The following is a 19,932-nucleotide window of genomic DNA, read 5'->3' as shown; positions in this document are numbered from 1 at the left end:
CATGGCACTGATCGACATCAAGGTCCCGGACATCGGCGACTTCAAGGACGTGGCCATCATCGAGCTGCTGGTCAAGCCCGGCGACACGGTGAAGGCGGAGCAGTCGCTGATCACCGTCGAGAGCGACAAGGCGTCGATGGAGATCCCGTCGTCGCACGCGGGTGTCGTGAAGGACATCAAGGTCAAGGTGGGCGACACGGTGAACCAGGGGACGGTGATGCTGTCGCTGGAGGCCAGCACCCCCGTTCAGGCCGAGGCCCCCACCTCCGTTCGGGCTGAGTCCACCACCTCCGTTCGGGCTGAGCCTGTCGAAGCCGGGCGGGCAACGAGCCCTTCGACAAGCTCAGTGCGAACGGAATTTGCCGGTACCGCCGACCTCGAATGCGACATGCTGGTGCTCGGCGCCGGCCCCGGCGGTTACTCGGCCGCGTTCCGCGCCGCCGACCTCGGCCTGAAGACGGTGATGATCGAGCGCTTCGCGACACTCGGCGGCGTGTGCCTGAACGTCGGCTGCATCCCGTCGAAGGCGCTGCTGCACGTGGCCTCGGTGATGGACGAGGTCAAGCATTTCGATGCGATGGGCATCGGCTTCAATGCCCCGAGCGTCGACCTCGGCAAGCTGCTCAAGCACAAGGAAAAGGTCGTCGGCAAGCTGACCAACGGCCTGACCGCGATGGCCAAGATGCGCAAGGTGACGGTGGTGCAGGGCACGGCCGAGTTCGCCGATCCGCACCACATCACCGTCGCATTGGCCATGGGCGGCACCCAGACGATCCGCTTCAAGCGCGCGATCATCGCGGCCGGCTCCGAAGCGGTGAAGCTGCCGTTCCTGCCGAAGGACGATCCGCGCGTCGTCACCTCCACCGGCGCGCTCGAGCTGCGCCAGAACCCGAAGCGCATGCTGATCGTCGGTGGCGGCATCATCGGGCTGGAGATGGGCACGGTGTATTCGTCGCTCGGTGCGCGGCTCGACGTGGTCGAGATGCTCGACGGGCTGATGCAGGGCGCCGACCGCGACCTCGTCAAGGTGTGGCAGAAGATGAACGCGCCGCGCTTCGACCACATCATGTTGAAGACGAAGACGGTGGGCGCCGAGGCGACGAAGGACGGCATCCTGGTGCGCTTCGAAGGCGAGGGCGCGCCGAAGGAGCCGCAGCTGTACGACCTGGTGCTGCAGGCGGTGGGCCGCGTGCCCAACGGCAAGCGCATCGGTGCCGACAAGGCCGGCGTGGTGGTCGGCGAGCGCGGCTTCATCCCGGTGGACATCCAGATGCGCACCAACGTGCCGCACATCTTCGCGATCGGCGACATCGTCGGGCAGCCGATGCTGGCGCACAAGGCGACGCACGAGGGCCATGTGGCGGCCGAGGTCGCGGCCGGCGAGCAGCTGGGCGACGACCACCTCGCGAAGACCACGTTCATTGCGCGCGTGATCCCGAGCGTGGCTTATACCGATCCTGAAGTGGCCTGGGTCGGCGTGACCGAGGACGAGGCCAAGGCCAAGGGGCTGAAAGTGAAGAAGGGCCTGTTCCCGTGGACCGCGTCGGGCCGGGCGATCGCGAACACCCGCGACGAGGGCTTCACGAAGCTGCTGTTCGACGAAGAGACGCATGCCATCGTCGGCGGCGGCATCGTCGGCACGCATGCGGGCGACATGATCGGCGAGATCGCGCTGGCGATCGAGATGGGGGCCGATGCGGTGGACATCGGCCGGACGATCCATCCGCACCCGACGCTCGGCGAGACGATCGGGCTGGCGGCGGAGGCCTTCGAGGGTGCCTGTACCGATTTGCCGCCGGTGAAGCGATAGGCTTTGGAGTCGGCCGCCAGGCCGACCGCCCCGGCATGAGCCCCCGGCCCATTCCCTCACCCACCGCGACGCACCGGAGCGGCGCACAAGACCGCCCCCCGGCAGCTCAGAGGTTGCTCTCCTTGGTGATGAACCACTGCCCATCGATCAGCTGCCAGGTCAGCGACTTGGCGGTGACGTCGGCATAGCCGTTCGAGCTGTAGCTCTGCTTGAAGCGCGTCTGCGTGACCGTGGGACTCACCGCCTTCACGTCGATGCTGTCGAGCTTCACGCTGATCGAGCCGCCCTTCGACAGCATCGCCTGTCGGCGTGCCTTCCATGCGGCCGCCGAGCCCTGCGCCGGCGTGAAACCGGGCGCGTAGAAGCCCAGGTAGCGCGGCAGGTCCTTGGCTTCCCAGGCCGCCGCCCAGCCGTTCAGGCGCGTCAGCGGGCTGCCGGCGGCAGTCGCCGCTGCCGGCGCCGCCACCGCGGCCGGCAGCGTCGAGACGCCTCCCGCGATCGGCGTGGCCGGGCCACTGCCGCTGGCCGCGCGCCGCGACAAGGCGTCGAAATCGATCGGCGGCGACACGATGGTGTCGGCCGGGCAGCGCGTCGGCGCGTCGCCGTCGACCGCCCAGCCGCTCGCGTCGTCCGGCGCCTCGGGCGCGGCCTGGTCGCGCGCCAGCCCCAGCTGCGCGCTCAGCTGGTTCATCGACGCCTGCGTGCGCAGATAGGCGATGCCCAGGTCGTATTCGGCATTCGCGTAAGAGCGCCGCGCGGTGTACAGCTCGTTCTCGGCGTTCAACAGATCGAGCAGGCTGCGCTGGCCGATGTCGAACTGCTGCCGGTAGGCGTCGCGCGCTTTCTCGATCGCGATCGTGTTGCGGTCGAGGTAGCTCAGCTGGTCGCTCAGCTTGCGGGTGTCGTTGTAGGCGATCGCCACCGTCTGGCGCACGTCGCGGCAGGCCTTGTCGCGCAGGTCTTCGGCCTGCGTCAGCAGCTTGGCCTGCTGGCGCACGCGCGCCTGGTCGGAGCCGCCGTTGAAGAGGTTCCAGTTCAGCACGATCTCGGCGGTGCTGTCGCGGCGCTGGTCCTGCACGCCGTCGAAGTTGCGGCCGGCACCGGCCCGCACCCGGGCCTCGACCTTCGGCTGGTAGGCGCTTTCGCGCACGCCGACCGCCGAGCGCGCCGAGCGCAGCGATTCGACGGTGGCGCTGATGGTCGGGCTGCGGCGGATCGCCTCGGCCGCCGCATCGTTCGCGGTGGCAGGAATTGCCGCGCGCAACGGCGTGGGCAGCGGCAACGCCGCCGGCGGCGCCTCGCCGACCACGCGCTGGTAGCGGGCCGACACATCGTGCAGGTTCGACACCTCGGTCGACAGGTTGGATTCGGCCAGCGCGAGGCGCGCCGCGGCCTGCTCGAGGTCGACCCCGCGGCCGACACCGGCGCGCACCCGCGAGTTGATCTGGTTGAACGCGCCGCGGTGCTGCACGAAGTTGTCTTCGGCCAGCGTCACCAGCCGGCGGTAGCGCAACACGTCGTAGTAGGCACGCGCGGCTTCGAGCGCGGTCTGCTCGGTGATGTCGACCACCTCGAAGTAGCGGGCCAGCCGCTCGTGGCCGAGGCGGCCCACGTCCTTGCTGGTGGCGAGCCCGTCCCACAGCAGCTGCGTCAGCGTCAGCGCCGCGCCGCTGCGGCTGATCGACTGGCTCTCGGGCGTGCGCGAATCGATGCTGTCGCGGTCGCGGCCGACGTTGGCGCTCAGGTCGAGCCGGGGGTAGAAGCCGCCGCGCGACGCGTCGATCGCATCGGAAGCAGCGCGGTAGGCATTGAACCGGCCGGTGACGTCGGGGTTGGACGCGATGGCCTTCTGGGCCGCCGCCTTCAGGGCCTCGTTGCTCTGCGCGAGGGCCGGGCCGGCGCACGCCAGTGCGGCAGCGGCGGCGGAGAGCAAGCGCTTGGTCTTCAACTGCATCGTCATCCTGTCTCTGAGCGAACCCATCGTGAAACCCGATGAGTGTAGTGGCCGCGCTACATCTGCTCACCCGCGCGGGTCGAGGCGACACCGGGGCGGGCAAAGTATTTCACGCAACCGATGCGCGAAGAAGCGTTTTTGCAACAAGCTCTCACACTCTGCCGGGCGTTGGTGCGACGGGATCTTGCACCTCAAGTCCCCGCGCGTCATGACGACATCCTTACGTCGGGCCCCACTTCATGGATGCACGTGACCGATAGACCCCCCCCCGAAGGCGCTTCGCGCCTCCCCCCCGAGGGGGGCGCCGCCAGTGGCCCGGCGAAGCCGGTTCCACGGCGGCTGCTGGGTCTTCGGCTGTCGCAACGATGGCGTGCCGCGTTGCTGTCGTTGGCGCTTGTCTTGTCGATGGTGCCGTCGGGTGCGTGGGACGCCGACCGCATGCTGGCTGCCGCGCAGCGCATCTCGCCGCGCGCCGTCGACGGCGCGCGCGCGCTGCAGCCGGTGCTGGCCGCCGCGCAGGCGCTGGACGAAGCGGCCAAGCTGCAGACCGTCAACGAGTTCTTCAACCGACGCGTGCTGTTCCGCGACGACACCGAGGTCTGGGGCCAGGTCGACTACTGGGCCAGCCCGCTCGAGACGCTGGGCAAGGGCGCCGGCGATTGCGAGGACTACGCGATCGCGAAGTACTTCAGCCTGCTCGCGCTGGGCGTGCCGACGGCGAAGCTGCGGCTGGTCTACGTGCGGGCGCAGATCGGCGGACCGGGCGGTGTCGTGCAGGCGCACATGGTGCTCGCCTGGTACGCCGCCCCCGATGCCGAGCCGCTGATCCTCGACAACCTGATCACCGACGTGCGCCCGGCTTCGCGGCGCCCGGACCTGACCCCCGTGTTCAGCTTCAACAGCGATGGCCTGTGGCAGGGCGTCGGCGCGCAGGCCGCGGGCGACCCGTCGGTGCGCCTGTCGCGCTGGCGCGAAGTGCTTGCGAAGGCACGCGCCGAGGGGTTCCAATGAGTTTCCGAAAGAGGGAGAGAGCATGTCGCTGATTCGTCAGATCTGGTTGCTGCTGCTGGGCACGGTACTGCTCGCCTTTGCCGGCAGCGTGACCGTCGCGGTCGAATCGGCGCGCGGCTACCTGCAGACGCAGCTGGGCGTGAAGAACACCGACAACGCGACGGCCCTCGCACTCGCGCTCTCGCAGCAGCATGGCGACAAGGAACTGATGAATCTGCTGCTGTCGGCGCAGTTCGACAGCGGCTACTACAGCCGCATCCGCTTCGTCGCGAGCGATGGCAGCGTCGCCTTCCAGCGCGAGACCTCCGGCGCCCCGCGCGAGGCGCCCGGCTGGTTCGTCCGGCTGGTGCCGATCGGCGCGGAACCGGGCGTGGCCCAGGTGTCCGACGGCTGGCGCGCACTCGGCCGCGTCGAGCTGATCAGCCAGAGCGGCTATGCGCACGACGAGCTGTGGCGCAGCAGCCTGTGGTCGGCGCTGGCGCTGGGCCTGGTCGGGCTGCTGGCCGGCGGCGTCGGCACGCTGATGATCCAGCGCATCCGCCGGCCGCTCGATTCGGTGGTGGACCAGGCGCAGGCGCTGGTGCGCGGCGAGTTCGTCACCGTGCCCGAGCCCGGCGTGCCCGAGTTGCGCCGCATGACGCAGGCGATGAACACGATGGTCGGCCGGCTGCGCATCACGTTCCAGGCGCAGGCCGAGCAGCTCGAAGGGCTGCGCCAGCAGGCCAACTGCGACCGGCTGACCGGCCTGTCGAACCGGGCGCACTTCCTCGGCCAGCTGGCCGTCGCGCTGCAGCGCGAAGACGGCACCGCCGAAGGCGGGCTGGTGCTGCTGCGCATGCTCGACCTGGCCGACCTGAACCGCGCACTCGGCCACGCCGAGACCGACCGCATGATCACCACCGTCGCGCAGGCGCTGCGGCCGTATGGCGACCGGGTGAAGGGCTGCTTCATCGGCCGCCTGAACGGCTCCGACTTCGCGCTGTGCCTGCCGGTCGCCGGCATGGCGCGCGAAACCGCGCAGGCCCTGGCCGACGCGCTCAGCCTGGTGCTGCCCAACCTCAGCGCCGAGGCAGGGGTCAGCGTCGGCGCGGTCGAACTGCGCCGCGAGATGACGATGGGGCAGGTGATGAGCGAGGCCGATGCCGCACTGGCGCGGGCCGAGAGCCGCGGGCCGTTCGCGGTCGAGCTGGGCGGCGAGGGCGCGGTCAGCGTCGCGATGCTGGGCGAGGGCGCCTGGCGCCAGCGCATCCGCGACGCGATCGGCCAGCAGCGGGCCCACCTGGTCAACTTCCCGCTGGTCAACGTGCGCAAGGACCTGATCCACCTCGAATGCCCGCTGCGCCTGCAGCTGGAGCCGAACGGCGCCTACGAGCCGGCCGCGCGCTGGCTGCCGCTGGCGATCCGCAGCCGGCTGACGGTCGACATCGACGAATGCGCGCTCGCGCTCGCGCTGCGCGACGCGGCGCGCGACGGCAAGGCGCGCTGCGTCAACCTGTCGCCGTCCTCGCTGGCCGACAGCGGCTTCTCGGCGCGGCTGCGCGCGCTGCTGTGGAATGCGCCGCAGGTGGCGCGGCTGATCTGGCTCGAGGTGGCCGAGAGCGCGGCCGTCGAGCACTTCGGGCTGCTGCAGGAGCTGGGGCGGCAACTGCGGCCGACCGGCATCCGGCTCGGGCTCGAGCATGCCGGCGAGCGGCTGGGCAAGATCCCGCGGCTGTTCGAGGCCGGGCTCGACTACGTGAAGCTCGACGCGGCCATCGTGCAGGGCGTGGGCAGCGACGAGAACCGCGCCGCCTTCGTGCGCGGCACGGTGACGCTGCTGCACGGGCTGTCGCTGCAGGTGTATGCCGAGGGCGTCAGCAGCGCCGCCGATGCGCAGCGCCTGTGGGACTGCGGCATCGACGGCGCGACCGGCCCCTGGATCAGCGAGAACACGTGATGTAGCCCGGTTGCCAATCCGGGTTTCACGGTCACGTCGCCCGGATCTGCATCCGGGCGACGCGATCAATCCACCACCAGCTTGCCGCGCTTCAGCAGGTCGTCGAGCACCTGGTTGTCGTTCGTGAACGTACCGACGAGGTTCAGGTTGTTGATCGTGATCACCTGGTTCACCGCACCGGCGTTGTAGGTGCCGCCGGTGAAGCCGCCGGTCGTGCTGACCTCGACCACCGTGTTGCCACCCACTACCGAGAAGTGCAGGTAGTTGCTCAGGTTGCCGTGGTCGACGGTGATCGCGGTCGCGTTGTTGGTGCCGATGTTGGTCGCGGTCGTCACGCCGTTCGCCGTGTGCGATTCGCCGACCAGCAGGTCGCGCAGGTCGAGCACGTCGCCGGAGTTGTTGGCGTTGTCGAAATCGGTGATCACGTCGCGCGCCGGTGCCGCGACCGTGCCCTGGTCGGCGAACTTCCACTGGAAAACGTCGTGGCCGGCGCCGCCGGTCAGCAGGTCGTTGCCCTTGCCGCCGATCAGCGTGTCGTCGGCCGCGCCGCCATTCATCGAGTCGTTGCCGTCGCCGCCGATCAGCTTGTCGCGAGCGGCGCTGCCGGTCAGCGTGTCGTTGCCGACCCCGCCGTCCAGCGTGGAGCCGGTGCGGATCACGTACTGGCCGCTGTTCAGCACGATGTCCTGCGTGTCCGACAGCGTCGGCGCATTCGCATCGCTGAACATCGCGAAGCTGCTCGTGCCCAGCGTCTGGTAGCTCGTGTCCGCCGACCCCGTGGCCTTGATCTCGATCTTCAGCACCGCGTTGCCGCCTTGCTCCCAATAGAGCAGTTCCATCGCCGTCAGCCCGCCGGTGATCGGCACGCCGGTGTAGACGCGGGTGGTCGGCGACTGGATGTCGTCGAAGATCGCGACCTGGTGGCCGTCGAGTTTCAGGCGGAAGCCGTCGTCCGCGGTGACGCGGATGTCGTAGCTGCCGGCCGCCATGTACACCTCGCCGGTCAGGCGGATGCCTGCGTCGGTGGTGGTGCCCAGGCCGCTCGACGGACCGGACCCGCCGACGCTGCCGGCGCCGGTGCCGGTCTCGATCTTCAGCGAGCCGACATCGGGGCCGCCGGTGCCGGTGCGGTCGAGGAACTTGTACAGCGAGCTGTTGCTGTCGGTCAGCGTCGCGGTGGAGCCACCGGCTGCGACATTCTTGTTCGAGCCCAGCGAGTTGGTGACCTCAGGCGCGCTGCCGTAGTCGATGGTCTTCGCAAGGAAGCGGGCATCGACCGTGCCGGTGACGGCTGCGGTCGAGGTGCCGAGGATGGCGTTGCTGCCGCCCATTGCCGCATTGCGGGCGTTGACCAGCGTGTTGAAGTCCGACACTTGGTTGAGGTTGCCCACGCTCCCGTCGTCGCTGTGGCGGCGGTTGCCGTTCACCGCGCTTTCGTTGTAGCCGTAGTACTCGCCGTTCAGGCCCAGGGTGTTGGTGACGACCGTCGTGGTCGGCGTGCTGGCGGTCAGCGTGTCGGCCTGGCCGGCGACGTGGACCGTCAGCGTCGTGTTCGACGTGGCGCCGCTCGGGTCCTTGACCTGGTAGGTGAACACGTCGTCGACCGTGGTGCCGGTCGCGACTGCATTGGCGTTGCTGGCCGCGTAGCTGTAGCTGCCGTCGCTCTTCAGCGTCAGCGTGCCGTAGGTGCCGGTGATGGTGGTGCCGGCGGCGGTGATCGCGGTCGCCGGAGTGCCGGTTCCGGCGACGGCGAACGCGACGGTCAAGGCATTGCCTTCGGGGTCGGTGTCGGTGCCGGCCGGCGTGGCCGCCGACAGGATCACGCCGTCCGCGGCCGTGACGCTCAGCGTGGCCGCAGCGGTGACGCTGGCCTCGTCGCTGTGGGCCACCGGGGCGTCGTTGACGGCGACCACGCTGATCGTCGTCGTCGCGGTGGCGCTGTTGCTGGTGCCGTCGTTGGCGACGACGGTGATCACGCGGTTGGTGGTGTCGGGCGTGTCGCTGGAGTTCGAGTAGGTGATCGCGCGAATCGCCGTCTCGTAGCTGGCGAGCGACGCGGCACCGCTGAGCGTGATGACGTTGCCCACGACGTTGGCGGTGATGCCCGCCGGCAGCGTGCCGACGGTCAGCACGTCGCCACTCTTGGCGTTCGTCAGCGTGATGGTGGCGCTGGCCAGCGATGCGCTGTCGACGTCGGTGATCTTGATGTCGGAATCGGCGATCGAGACACCCGAGCCGTTCTCGATGAAGGTGGTCGCGTAGCCGACGCCTGTGGCGGTGGAGTTGTTCGAATCGAGGTCGATCGCCGGCGGCTGGTCGTTGTCGATGATGCTGCCGACGCCGGTGGCCACCGCGATGGTCGCGTTCGTGGCGCCGCTCAGCGTGACGTTGAAGGTCTCGGTGGCCTCGGCGAGGGTGTCGTTGGTGATCGGGACCGTGATGGTCTGGACGGTCGAGCCCGCGGCGAAGGTGAGCGTACCGCTGGACGCGGCGTAGTCGGAGCCGGCCGTGGCGGTGCCGTTGGACATGCCGTAGTTGACCGAGACGGCCTGGCCCGACGCGGCCGACAGCGTCACCGTGAAGGTGGCCGTGCCGGCGGCTTCGTTGACGGTGACGTTGTTGATCGACAGCGTCGGGGTCGGGTCGTTGTCGACCAGGGAAGTGGTCAGCGTGTTGTTCGTGGCATGCGGCGCGATGGCTTCGAATCCGCCTCCGATGACGGTGCCGATGGAGACCACGATCGTTTCGTTCGGTTCGTCGCGGCCATCGGCGGCCGTTGCGACGCTGAAATTGGCGCTGCTGGCGCCGGCGGGGATCGTGACGGTCGTGACGCCGGTGTAGTCGGTGCCATTGCTCGCGGTGCCGGTGTAGTTCAGCGTGACGGTGACGGCGCTGGTGGCGGGGTTGCTCAGTGTCAGCGTGTAGGTGGCTGCGCCGCCCTCGGTGACGGTGCTCGACCCCGACAGGCTGACGGTGGTCACGTCGCTGTCGTCGGTGACCGAAGTGGCCACGGTCGACGAGGTGGTCAGCGCCTCGAAGTTGCCGCCCGAGCTGGAGGACACACCGACGGTGATCGTCTGCGTGCCTTGAGCATAGGCATCGTCGGCACGTGGCACATAAGGCGCGGCGCTCGCGCTGGACTGGCCGACCGGGATGGTGATGGTCTGGCCGTTGCTCAGGGTCAGCACCAGCGGCGAGCCGGTGACGGCGTGGTCGAGCGTCGCGGTGTAGGTGACGCTGCCGCCTTCGACGACGGAGTTGGCCGAACTGCTGAGGATGACGGTGGTCGCGCTGGCGTTGTCGGTGACGTCGGTTCTGACGGTGCTGGTGGTCGTCAGCGCCTCGAAGTTGCCGCCGGTGTGCGAGCCGACGCCGACGCTCAGCGTCTGCGTGCCCTGCACATAGGCATCGTCCGCGCGCACAGCGAACGGTGCCGAGCTGCCGCTGGTCTGGCCGACTGCGATCGTGATGCTCTGGCCGTTGGTCAGCGTCAGCACCAGGTCCTGGCCGCTCACCGCATGGTCGAGCTCGGCGGTGTAGACGATGCTGCCGCCTTCGGACACCGAACTGCTCGACGCCTTCAGCGTGACGGTCGTCGCATCGGCGTCGTCGGTGACGCTGGTGCTGGCCGTCGACGTGTGCGTCACGGCCTCGTAGTTGCCGCCGCTGGTCGAGCTGACGCCGACGTTCAGCGTCTGCGTGCCCTGGACATACGCGTCGTCGCCGCGCACCGCGAAGGGCGCGCTGCTCGCGCTGGATTGACCGACCGGGATCGTGATCGTCTGGCCGTTGGACAGCGTGACGACGAAGGGCGAACCGGTGACCGGATTGTTGACGCTGGCGGTGTAGCTGATGCTGCCACCTTCGGCGACGGACGTGGCCGAGGGCGTGAGGGTGACCGTGGTTGCGCTGGCGTTGTCGGTGACGGTGGTGCTGACGGTGCTGGTGGTCGTCAACGCCTCGTAGTTGCCGCCGGTGTGCGAGCTGATGCTGACCGAGACAGTCTGGTCGCCCTGGGTGTAGGCGTCGTCGGCGCGCACGGCGAAGGCGGCACTGGTGCCGCTGGACTGGCCGGCAGCAATGGTGATGGTCTGCCCGTTGCTGAGGGTGAGCACCAGCGGCGAACCGGTGACGACGTGGTCGACGTTGGCCGTGTAGACGATGCTGCCGCCTTCGGAGACCGAGTTGGCCGAAGCGCTCAGCGTGACGACGGTGGCGTCGCCGTCGTCGGTGACGGTGGTGCTGGCCGTGCTCGTCGTGGTGACAGCCTCGAAGTTGCCACCCGCGGTATTGGTGATGCCGACCGAGACGGTCTGGTTGCCTTGGGCGTAGAAGTCGTCCGCACGCACGGCGGTGGCCGCGCTGCTCGCGCTGGATTGACCGACCGGGATCGTGATGGTCTGACCGTTGGACAGCGTGACGACGAAGGGCGAACCGGTGACCGGATTGTTGACGCTGGCGGTGTAGCTGATGCTGCCACCTTCGGCGACGGACGTGGCCGAGGGCGTGAGGGTGACCGTGGTTGCGCTGGCGTTGTCGGTGACGGTGGTGCTGACGGTGCTGGTGGTCGTCAACGCCTCGTAGTTGCCGCCGGTGTGCGAGCTGATGCTGACCGAGACAGTCTGGTCGCCCTGGGTGTAGGCGTCGTCGGCGCGCACGGCGAAGGCGGCACTGGTGCCGCTGGACTGGCCGGCAGCGATGGTGATGGTCTGCCCGTTGCTGAGGGTCAGCACCAGCGGCGAGCCGGTGACGACGTGGTCGACGTTGGCCGTGTAGACGATGCTGCCGCCTTCGGAGACCGAGTTGGCCGAAGCGCTCAGCGTGACGACGGTGGCGTCGCCGTCGTCGGTGACGGTGGTGCTGGCGGTGCTCGTCGTGGTGACAGCCTCGAAGTTGCCACCCGCGGTATTGGTGATGCCGACCGAGACGGTCTGATTCCCTTGGGCGTAGAAGTCGTCCGCACGCACGGCAGTGGCCGCGCTGCTCGCGCTGGATTGACCGACCGGGATCGTGATCGTCTGGCCGTTGGACAGCGTGACGACGAAGGGCGAACCGGTGACCGGATTGTTGACGCTGGCGGTGTAGCTGATGCTGCCGCCTTCGGCGACGGACGTGGCCGAGGGCGTGAGCGTGACGGTGGTCGCGCTGGCGTTGTCGGTGACCGTCGTGGACACGGTCGACGTGGTCGTCAACGCCTCGTAGTTGCCGCCGGTGTGCGAGCTGATGCCGACCGAGACGGTCTGGTCGCCCTGGGTGTAGGCGTCGTCGGCGCGCACGGCGAAGGCGGCACTGGTGCCGCTGGACTGGCCGGCAGCGATGGTGATGGTTTGGCCGTTGCTGAGGGTCAGCACCAGCGGCGAGCCGGTGACGACGTGGTCGACGTTGGCCGTGTAGACGATGCTGCCGCCTTCGGAGACCGAGTTGGTCGAGGCGCTCAACGTGACAGTGGTGGTGTCGACGGTATCGGCGATGGCCGTGACGGCCGGTGTCGGGTCGATCGACAGCAGGATGCCGCCGCCGCTCGTGCCCTGGATCGTCGCCGACACGCTGGTCGGGTCGACATACACGTCGTCGCTCGCGGCCACCGCCACCTGCGTGTTGCCGCTCAGGTGCCCGGCCAGGATCGTGATGCTCGCCCCGTTCGACAGGGTCACCGTCATGTCGCTCACCGGCGCCTGGGTCAGCGTGGCGGTGTAGACGATGTTGCCGCCGGCCTCGGTGAGACCGGACGTGGCCGACAGGCTCAGCGTCGCGCTGTCGTTGTCGACGATGCCGGTGGTGACGCTGTTCGCGCTGCCCACGGCCAGGCTCTCGAAGCCGCCGCCGCTCGCGCCGGTCACCGTCACGGTGAAGCTCTCGGTGCCCTCGGCCAGCGCGTCGTCGATGGTCGCCAGGTTGAAGCTGGCGCTGCTGCTGCCGGCCGGGATGGTGACGGTGGCGACACCGGTGTAGTCGCTTCCATCGGCGGCGACGCCGCTGTAGCTCAGCGTCACGGTCACCGGCGTGGCGGCGACGTGGTCCAGCGTCAGCGTGTAGCCGGCGCTCGCGCCTTCGGCGACGCTGCTCGCGCCGCTGATCGACACCGTCGTCACGTCGGCGTCGTCGCTCACGTCCACCTGGGCCGTCGAGCTGCTGTTCACCGCCTCGAAATTGCCGCCGCTGGTGCCGGTGATGCCGACCGACACCGTCTGCGTGCCTTGCATATGCGCGTCGTCGCCGCGCAGCACCAGGGCCGCGGTGCTGGCCGAGCTCTGGCCGACCGGAATGGTCACGCTCTGGCCGTTGCTCAGCGTCACGCTGAAATCGGAGCCGGTGACCGCCTGGTTCAGCGTGACGGTGTAGCTGACCGCCGTGCCTTCGGCCACCGCGCCGGCCGACGCCGTCACCGTGGCGACCGTCTGCGTGCCGTTGTCGTTGACGTCGGTACTGACGGTGCTGGTGGTCGTCAGCGCCTCGAAGTTGCCGCCGGTGTGCGAGCCGACGCCGACGCTCAGCGTCTGCGTGCCCTGCACATAGGCATCGTCCGCGCGCACAGCGAACGGTGCCGAGCTGCCGCTGGTCTGGCCGACTGCGATCGTGATGCTCTGCCCGTTGGTCAGCGTCAGCACCAGGTCCTGGCCGCTCACCGCATGGTCGAGTTCGGCGGTGTAGACGATGTTGCCGCCTTCGGACACCGAGCCGCTCGACGCCTTCAGCGTGACGGTCGTCGCATCGGCGTCGTCGGTGACGCTGGTGCTGGCGGTGCTGGCGGTGTTGAGCGCCTCGAAGTTGCCGCCGGCCGTGCCGGTGACGCCGACCACCACCGATTGCGAACCCTGCGCGTCGACGTCGTCGGCACGCAGCACGACGGCCGGGCTGCTGGCGCTGGACTGGCCGACCGGGATCGTGATCGTCTGGCCGTTGCTCAGCGTGATCACGAAGTCGGAGCCGGTGACGGCATGGTCGAGCGTGGCGGTGTAGCTGACGCCCGTGCCCTCGGCCACCGAGGCCGACGATGCCTTCAGCGTGACGGTCGTCAGGTCGCCGTCGTCGGTGACGGCGGTGCTGACCGTCGACGTGTGCGCCACGGCCTCGTAGTTGCCGCCGCTGGTCGCGCTGACGCCGACGTTCAGCGTCTGCGTGCCCTGCGCATACGCATCGTCCGCGCGCACCGCGAAGGGCGCGCTGTCGGCGCTGCTCTGGCCGACCGGGATGGTGATGGTCTGGCCGTTGCTCAGCGTGACGACGAAGTCCTGGCCGGACACCGGCTGGTTCACCGACGCGGTGTAGACGATGCTGCCGCCTTCGGCCACCGACGCCGTCGACGCACTCAGCGTCACGGTGGTCGTGCTGGCGTTGTCGGTGACGGTGGTCGCCACCGTGCTGCCGGTGGCCAGGTTCTCGTAGTTGGCACCGCTGTGCGACACGATGCCGACGTTCAGCGGCTGGTCGCCTTGCGCATAAGCGTCGTCGGGGCGCACCGCGAACGGCGCGCTGTTGCCGCTGCTCTGGCCGACGGCGATGGTGATGCTCTGGCCGTTCGACAGCACCAGCACCAGCGGCGAGCCGGTCACCGGGTGGTCGACGCTGGCGGTGTAGACGATGCTGCCGCCTTCGGCGACGCTGGTCGCCGACGCTTTCAGCGTGACCGTCGTCGTGTCGGGGGTGTCGGCGATTGTCGTGACCGCCGCCGTCGGATCGATGTTCAGCAGGATGCCGCCGCCGCTCGTGCCCTGGATGGTGGCGCTGACGCTGGTCGGGTCGACGTAGACGTCGTCGCCGGGTGCCACGGCCACTGTCGCAGTGCCGCTCAGCTGGCCGGCCGCGATCGTGATGACCGCGCCGTTCGACAGCGTCACGCTCAGGTCGCTCACCGGCGCCTGGGTCAGCGTGGCGGTGTAGACGATGTTGCCGCCGGCTTCGGTGAGACCGGACGTGGCCGACAGGCTCAGCGTCGCGCTGTCGTTGTCGACGATGCCGGTGGTGACGCTGCCATTGGCGGCGCTGACGACCAGGTTCTCGAAACCGCCGCCGGTGGCCGAGGCCACGCTGACGGTGAAGTGCTCGCTGCCTTCGGCCACGGCGTCGTCCAGCGTCGGGATGCTGAAGTTCGCGCTGCTGCTGCCGGCGGGAATGGTCACGGTGGCGACGCCGGTGTAGTCGCTGCCGTCGGCGGCCGTGCCGCTGTAGCTCAGCGTCACGGTGACCGGGCCTTGCGCCGGGCTGGTCAGCGACAGCGTGTAGCCGGCGCTTGCACCTTCGGTGACGCTGCCGCTGCCGGTGATGCTCAGCGTCGTCGTGTCGATCGAATCGGTGACCGTCGTCGTCGCGGCGGCGGCGCTCGGCGCCAGCTGCTCGAAGTTGCCGCCAGCGGCGCTGGCGATGGTGGTCGAGACCGTGCCGCCGTTGAGGTAGACGTCGTTGGCCGCGGTCGGGTGCGAGACCGAGCCGCTGAACTGGCCGGCGGCGATGGTGATGGTGTCGCCGTTCGACAGCGTCACCAGCACCGGTGCCTGCGCCACCGCGCCGAGCGTCGCGGTGTAGACGATGCTGCCGCCCTCGACCACCGACGGCGTGGCCGCCAGCACGACCGTCGTCGCGTCGACGCTGTCGGTCAGCGTGGTGCTGGCCGCCGTCGGGTCGACGCTGAGGTTCTCGAAGTTGCCGCCGCTCGCGTTCGCGATGGTCGCGCTGACGGTGCCGCCGCTCAGGTAGACGTCGTTCGCCGGCGCGGCGTGGGTGACGCTGCCGGTGGTGGCGCCGGCGGCGATGGTGATGACGTCGCCGTTCGACAGGTTGACGGTGAGCGGCGTCTGCGCCGCCTGCGTCAGCGTCGCGGTGTACGTGATGCTGCCGCCTTCGATCACGCTGCCGGTGGCCGACAGGCTCAGCGTGGTGGTGTCGGCGCTGTCGGTGATGCTGGTCGAGCGCGGCGTCGTGTCGACGTCCAGCTGCTCGAAGTTGCCGCCGGTGGCGCCGGTGATCGACGCCGAGACCGGCGCGTGGCCGGCATAGGCATCGTCGGCCGGGGCGGCGACGCTGACGGTGCCGGTGGTGGCACCGGCGGCGATGGTGATCGTCGCGCCGTTCGACAGCGTGACGCTGACCGGCGTCTGCGCCGCCGCGCCCAGCGTCGCGGTGTAGGTGATGCTGCCGCCTTCGACGGCGCTGGCCGGGGCCGACAGCGTCAGCGTGGTGGCATCGATGCTGTCGCCGATGGCGGTCTGCGCCGGCGTCGAATCGATCGCCAGGTTCTCGAACTTGCCGCCGGTCGCGCCGGTGATGGTGGCGCTGACGGTGCCGGCGTTGGCGTAGACGTCGTCGGCCGGGGCCGGATGGCTCACCGAACCGCTTTGCGTCCCGGCGAGGATGGTGATGGTGGCGCCGTTCGACAGCGTCACGGTCACGTCGGCCTGCGCCACCGCGGTGAGTTGCGCGGTGTAGGTGATGTTGCCGCCCTCGACCGCGCTGGCGGATGCGATCAGCCGGACGGTGGTGGTGTCGACGCTGTCGGTGACGAGGGTCTGCGCCGCCGTCGGGTCGACGGCCAGCTGCTCGAAGTTGCCGCCGCTGGCGTTGGCGATGGACACCGACACCGTGCTGCTGCCGGTGTACACGTCGTTCGCGGGCGCGGCATGGCTCACGCTGCCGGTGGTGGCACCGGCGGCGATGGTGATCACGTCGCCGTTGGACAGGTTGACGGTGACGGGGGTCTGGGCCGCGGCGGTCAGCGTCGCGGTGTAGGTGATGCTGCCGCCTTCGGTCGCGTTGGGCGTGGCCGCGAGCGACACGGTGGTCGTGTCGATGCTGTCGTTGACGGCGGTGACGGCCGGCGTCGCGTCGACGGTGATCGGGATGCCGCCGCCGGTGGTGCCCTGGATGCTCGCGCTGACGCTGCCCGGGTCGACGTAGACGTCGTCGCTGGCCGGCAGCGCGACGCTGGTGCTGCCGCTCAGGTGGCCGGCCTGCACGGTGATGACCGCGCCGTTGCTCAGCGTGACGCTCAGGTCGGTGGTGGGGGCCTGGCTCAGCGTCGCGGTGTAGACGATGCTGCCGCCGGCTTCCGTCAGCGCCGACGTGGCGGACAGGCTCAGCGTCGCGGTGTCGGCGTCGACGATGCCGGTGTTCACGCTGCCGCTGCCGGCGCTGATCGCCAGGTTCTCGAAACTGCCTCCGGTGGCGCCGGCGATGCTGACGGTGAACTGTTCCGGCCCCTCGGCCGTGCCGTCGGCCAGCGCGGCGACGCTGAACGTCGCGCTGCTGCTGCCGGCCGGGATCGTCACCGTGGTGACGCCGGTGAAGTCGCTGCCGTCGGCGGCGGTGCCGCTGTAGCTCAGCGTCACGGTGACGGCGGTCTGCGCCGGGCTGGTCAGCGACAGCGTGTAGCTCGCGTCCGCGCCCTCGTTGACGGTGCTGCTGCCGGTGATGCTGACGGTGGTGGTGTCGATCGAATCGGCGACGCTGGTCGTGGCCGGCGCCGGGTTCAGCGCCAGGTTCTCGAACTGGCCGCCGCTCGCGCTGCTGATCGTCGTCGAGACCGTGTGGGCATTGGTGTAGACGTCGTCGGCGGCGGTGGCATGCGCGACCGAGCCGCTGCTGGCGCCGGCGGCGATCGTGATCACGTCGCCGTTCGACAGCGTCACGGTGACCGGCGTCAGCGCCGGTGCGCCGAGGCTGGCGGTGTAGACGATGCTGCCGCCCTCGACCACCGACGGCGAGGCCGTCAGCGTGACGGTGGTGGTGTCGACCGTGTCGGTCACGGCGGTGGCGGCCGCGGCCGGGTTGACCGTCAGCTGCTCGAAGCCGCCGCCGGTGGCGCCGTTGATCGTGGCCGAGACGCTGCCCGCGTCGGCATAGACGCTGTCGGCCGGCGCCGCGTGCGCGACCGAGCCGCTGCTGGTGCCGGCGGCGATGGTGATGGTGGCGCCGTTCGAGAGCGTGACCGTCACGTCGGTGGCGGCCGGTGCGCCGAGGGTGGCGGTGTAGACGATGCTGCCGCCTTCGGCCACCGACGGCGTGGCGCTCAGCGAGACGGTGGTGGCGTCGGCGTCGTCGGTGACCGAGGTGGACGGGCTGCCGACCGGCGTCAGCGACTCGTAGCCGCCGCCGCTGCTGCCGGCGATGGCGGCCGTGACGGTCTGCGGGCCCTGGGCCAGCAGGTCGTCGGCGCGCACCGCGAACGGCGCGCTGCTGGCGCTGCTCTGGCCGACCGGAATGGTGATGGTCTGGCCGTTGTCCAGCGTCAGCACCAGCGGCGTGCCGCTGACCGGGCTGCTGACGGTGGCGGTGTAGACGATGCTGCCGCCTTCGGTGACGCTGGCCGCCGACGCGCTCAGCACCACGGTGCTGTGGCTGCCGTTGTCGGTGACGCTGGTGCTGACCGGGGCCGCAGGTGCGAGGCCTTCGAAGTTGCCGCCGCTGGTGGACGCGACGCCCACCGTCAGCGTCTGCGTGCCTTGCGCGTAGGCGTCGTCGCCGCGCACCACGAAGGGCGCGCTGCTGGCGCTGCTCTGGCCGACCGGGATCGTGATGGTCTGGCCGTTGTCCAGCGTGATGACCAGCGGCGAGCCGGTCACCGGGTTGTTCAGCGTCGCGGTGTAGACGATGCTGCCGCCTTCGGCCAGCGTGCTGGCCGACGGGCTCAGCGTGAGGCTGGTGGTATCGGCGTCGTCGACCACCGTGCTGCTGGTGCTGGCGTTCGGGTCGAGCGACGCGAAGTCGCCGCCGCTCGCCTGGGTGACGCTGACGGCGACCGTCTGCGGACCCTGCACGTAGCCGTCGTCGGCGCGCACCGGCACCGGGGCGCTGCTGCCGCTGCTCTGGCCGACCGGGATGGTGATGGTGCTGCCGTTGCTCAGCGTGATCACCAGCGGGCTGCCGGCGACCGGGTTGTTCAGCGTCGCGGTGTAGCTGAGGCTGCCGCCTTCGGTCACCGTGGCCGCCGATGCGGTCAGGGCGATGCTGGTGCCTTCGGGCGTCACGATGACCGGCACGCTGGCCGGTGCCGAGGTGCCGCCTTCGTTGTCGGTGACGGTGAAGCCGATGTCGGTCGAGCCGTGGTAGTTCGGATCCGGGCGGAACACCAGGTTGGCCGCGTCTGCGGCCGACATGGGCGTGCCGGCGCTGACCGGGGTCGTGCCGTCGGGCAGGTACAGCGTGCCGTGCTGCGGCAGCGTGGTGACGGTGACGCTGGTCACGCTGCCGTCGATGTCGCTGCCGCCCAGGTGGACGGCGATGGTCGTGTCTTCGAGGCCCGAGCCGGCCGGGACGCTGGTGGCGACCGGCAGGTCGTTGACCGGCGTGACCGAGATCGCGACGCTGGCCGGCGCCGAGACGGCGCCGCTGTCGTCGGTGACGGTGAAGCTGACGCTGGAATTGCCGTTGAAATCGGCAGCGGGCTTGAACAGCAGCCCGGCGGCATCGGCGGCGCTCAGCGTCTGGCCGGCGGTGACGACGGTGACGCCGTCGGCCAGCAGCAGGCTGGCGCCGGCCGGGATGGAGACGATCGTGACCGAGACCACGTTGCCATCGGCATCGCTGCCACGCAGCGGCAGCGGCAGCGTGCTGTCTTCGAGGCCGCTGGCATTGCCGGCGATGGCCGACGGTGCGGCGTTCTGCGGGGCCGGCGGCGGGCCGGCCGGGGTCGGGGCCGGGGCGGGTGCAGCGGCGGGGGCCGGAGCGGCAGCAAGGCCGTCGCCGGTCGGCGTGGTGGCCACGATCGGGGTGGTCGCGGGCGCCGCCGCGGCGGTGTCGGCGAGTTCGAGCGAGGCCGGCGTGATGTTTTCAGCGATGCGGTCGACACGCAGGCCCGGGGTCAGGCCGCCGCCACCGCCGCCGGTCAGGCCGGCCGCCGGGGCGGTCTGCGAATCGGGCTGGTTCAGCTCGGCGATCACCCGATCGATGTCGGTGTCGGCCGTCGCGGGAACCTTCGGTGCCGCGGCCATCGTCGGTGCGTCGACGTCGTCGAGCCGCACGATGCCGTCCTGCGTCGTCAGCACCACGTCGCCCTTGTTCACCACGTCGCCGATCTGCAGCGCGCGGACGTGGCCGTCGGGCGTGCGGATCAGCGCGGCACCCCACAGTGCGGACACCTTGCCGTGTTGGGTTTGGACGATGGTGGGCATGGGATTTCCTCGGACACAAAACTGGCCAGAACTTACCAGTCAGGATATCCAGAAACCCAGCGCTTATGTACGAACCTACCGCGGTGGTTCGTGACCTGAATCACCGAAACCGGCCCTT

5 protein-coding genes are annotated in these 19,932 nt (G+C 69.9%); 3 read left to right on the top strand and 2 right to left on the bottom strand.

Annotated elements, in window-relative coordinates; genetic code table 11:
• Nucleotide 1 precedes the first annotated feature (1 nt).
• Complete coding sequence (gene lpdA, locus FHT26_RS02900) at nucleotides 2–1,810, top strand: dihydrolipoyl dehydrogenase (RefSeq protein WP_168558643.1); 1,809 nt, start codon at nucleotides 2–4, stop codon at nucleotides 1,808–1,810.
• Between the two features lie 106 nt (nucleotides 1,811–1,916).
• Here lpdA and FHT26_RS02895 read toward each other — a convergent pair whose 3' ends face one another.
• Nucleotides 1,917–3,764, bottom strand: a complete 1,848-nt coding sequence (locus FHT26_RS02895; RefSeq protein ID WP_168558642.1) for a TolC family outer membrane protein — start codon at nucleotides 3,762–3,764, stop codon at nucleotides 1,917–1,919.
• Nucleotides 3,765–4,151: 387 nt separating this feature from the next.
• Between FHT26_RS02895 and FHT26_RS02890 the strand changes: the two genes are divergently transcribed.
• On the top strand, nucleotides 4,152–4,775 hold the full coding sequence (locus FHT26_RS02890; RefSeq protein WP_349238075.1) for a transglutaminase-like cysteine peptidase: 624 nt from the start codon (nucleotides 4,152–4,154) through the stop codon (nucleotides 4,773–4,775).
• A gap of 22 nt (nucleotides 4,776–4,797) precedes the next feature.
• Nucleotides 4,798–6,711, top strand: coding sequence for an EAL domain-containing protein (locus FHT26_RS02885; protein WP_168558640.1), 1,914 nt, complete (start codon nucleotides 4,798–4,800; stop codon nucleotides 6,709–6,711).
• Between the two features lie 65 nt (nucleotides 6,712–6,776).
• Here the strand turns inward: FHT26_RS02885 and FHT26_RS02880 are convergent, their stop codons facing one another.
• Nucleotides 6,777–19,814: an immunoglobulin-like domain-containing protein gene (locus tag FHT26_RS02880; protein WP_168558639.1), complete on the bottom strand. Its 13,038-nt coding sequence runs from the start codon at nucleotides 19,812–19,814 to the stop codon at nucleotides 6,777–6,779.
• Nucleotides 19,815–19,932 lie beyond the last annotated feature (118 nt).

This window comes from Rhizobacter sp. SG703 (assembly GCF_012275445.1).
Taxonomy (GTDB): Bacteria; Pseudomonadota; Gammaproteobacteria; order Burkholderiales; family Burkholderiaceae_C; genus Rhizobacter.
Note: the sequence above shows the minus strand (reverse complement) of the source record. Positions and strands in the feature narration are given on the sequence as shown.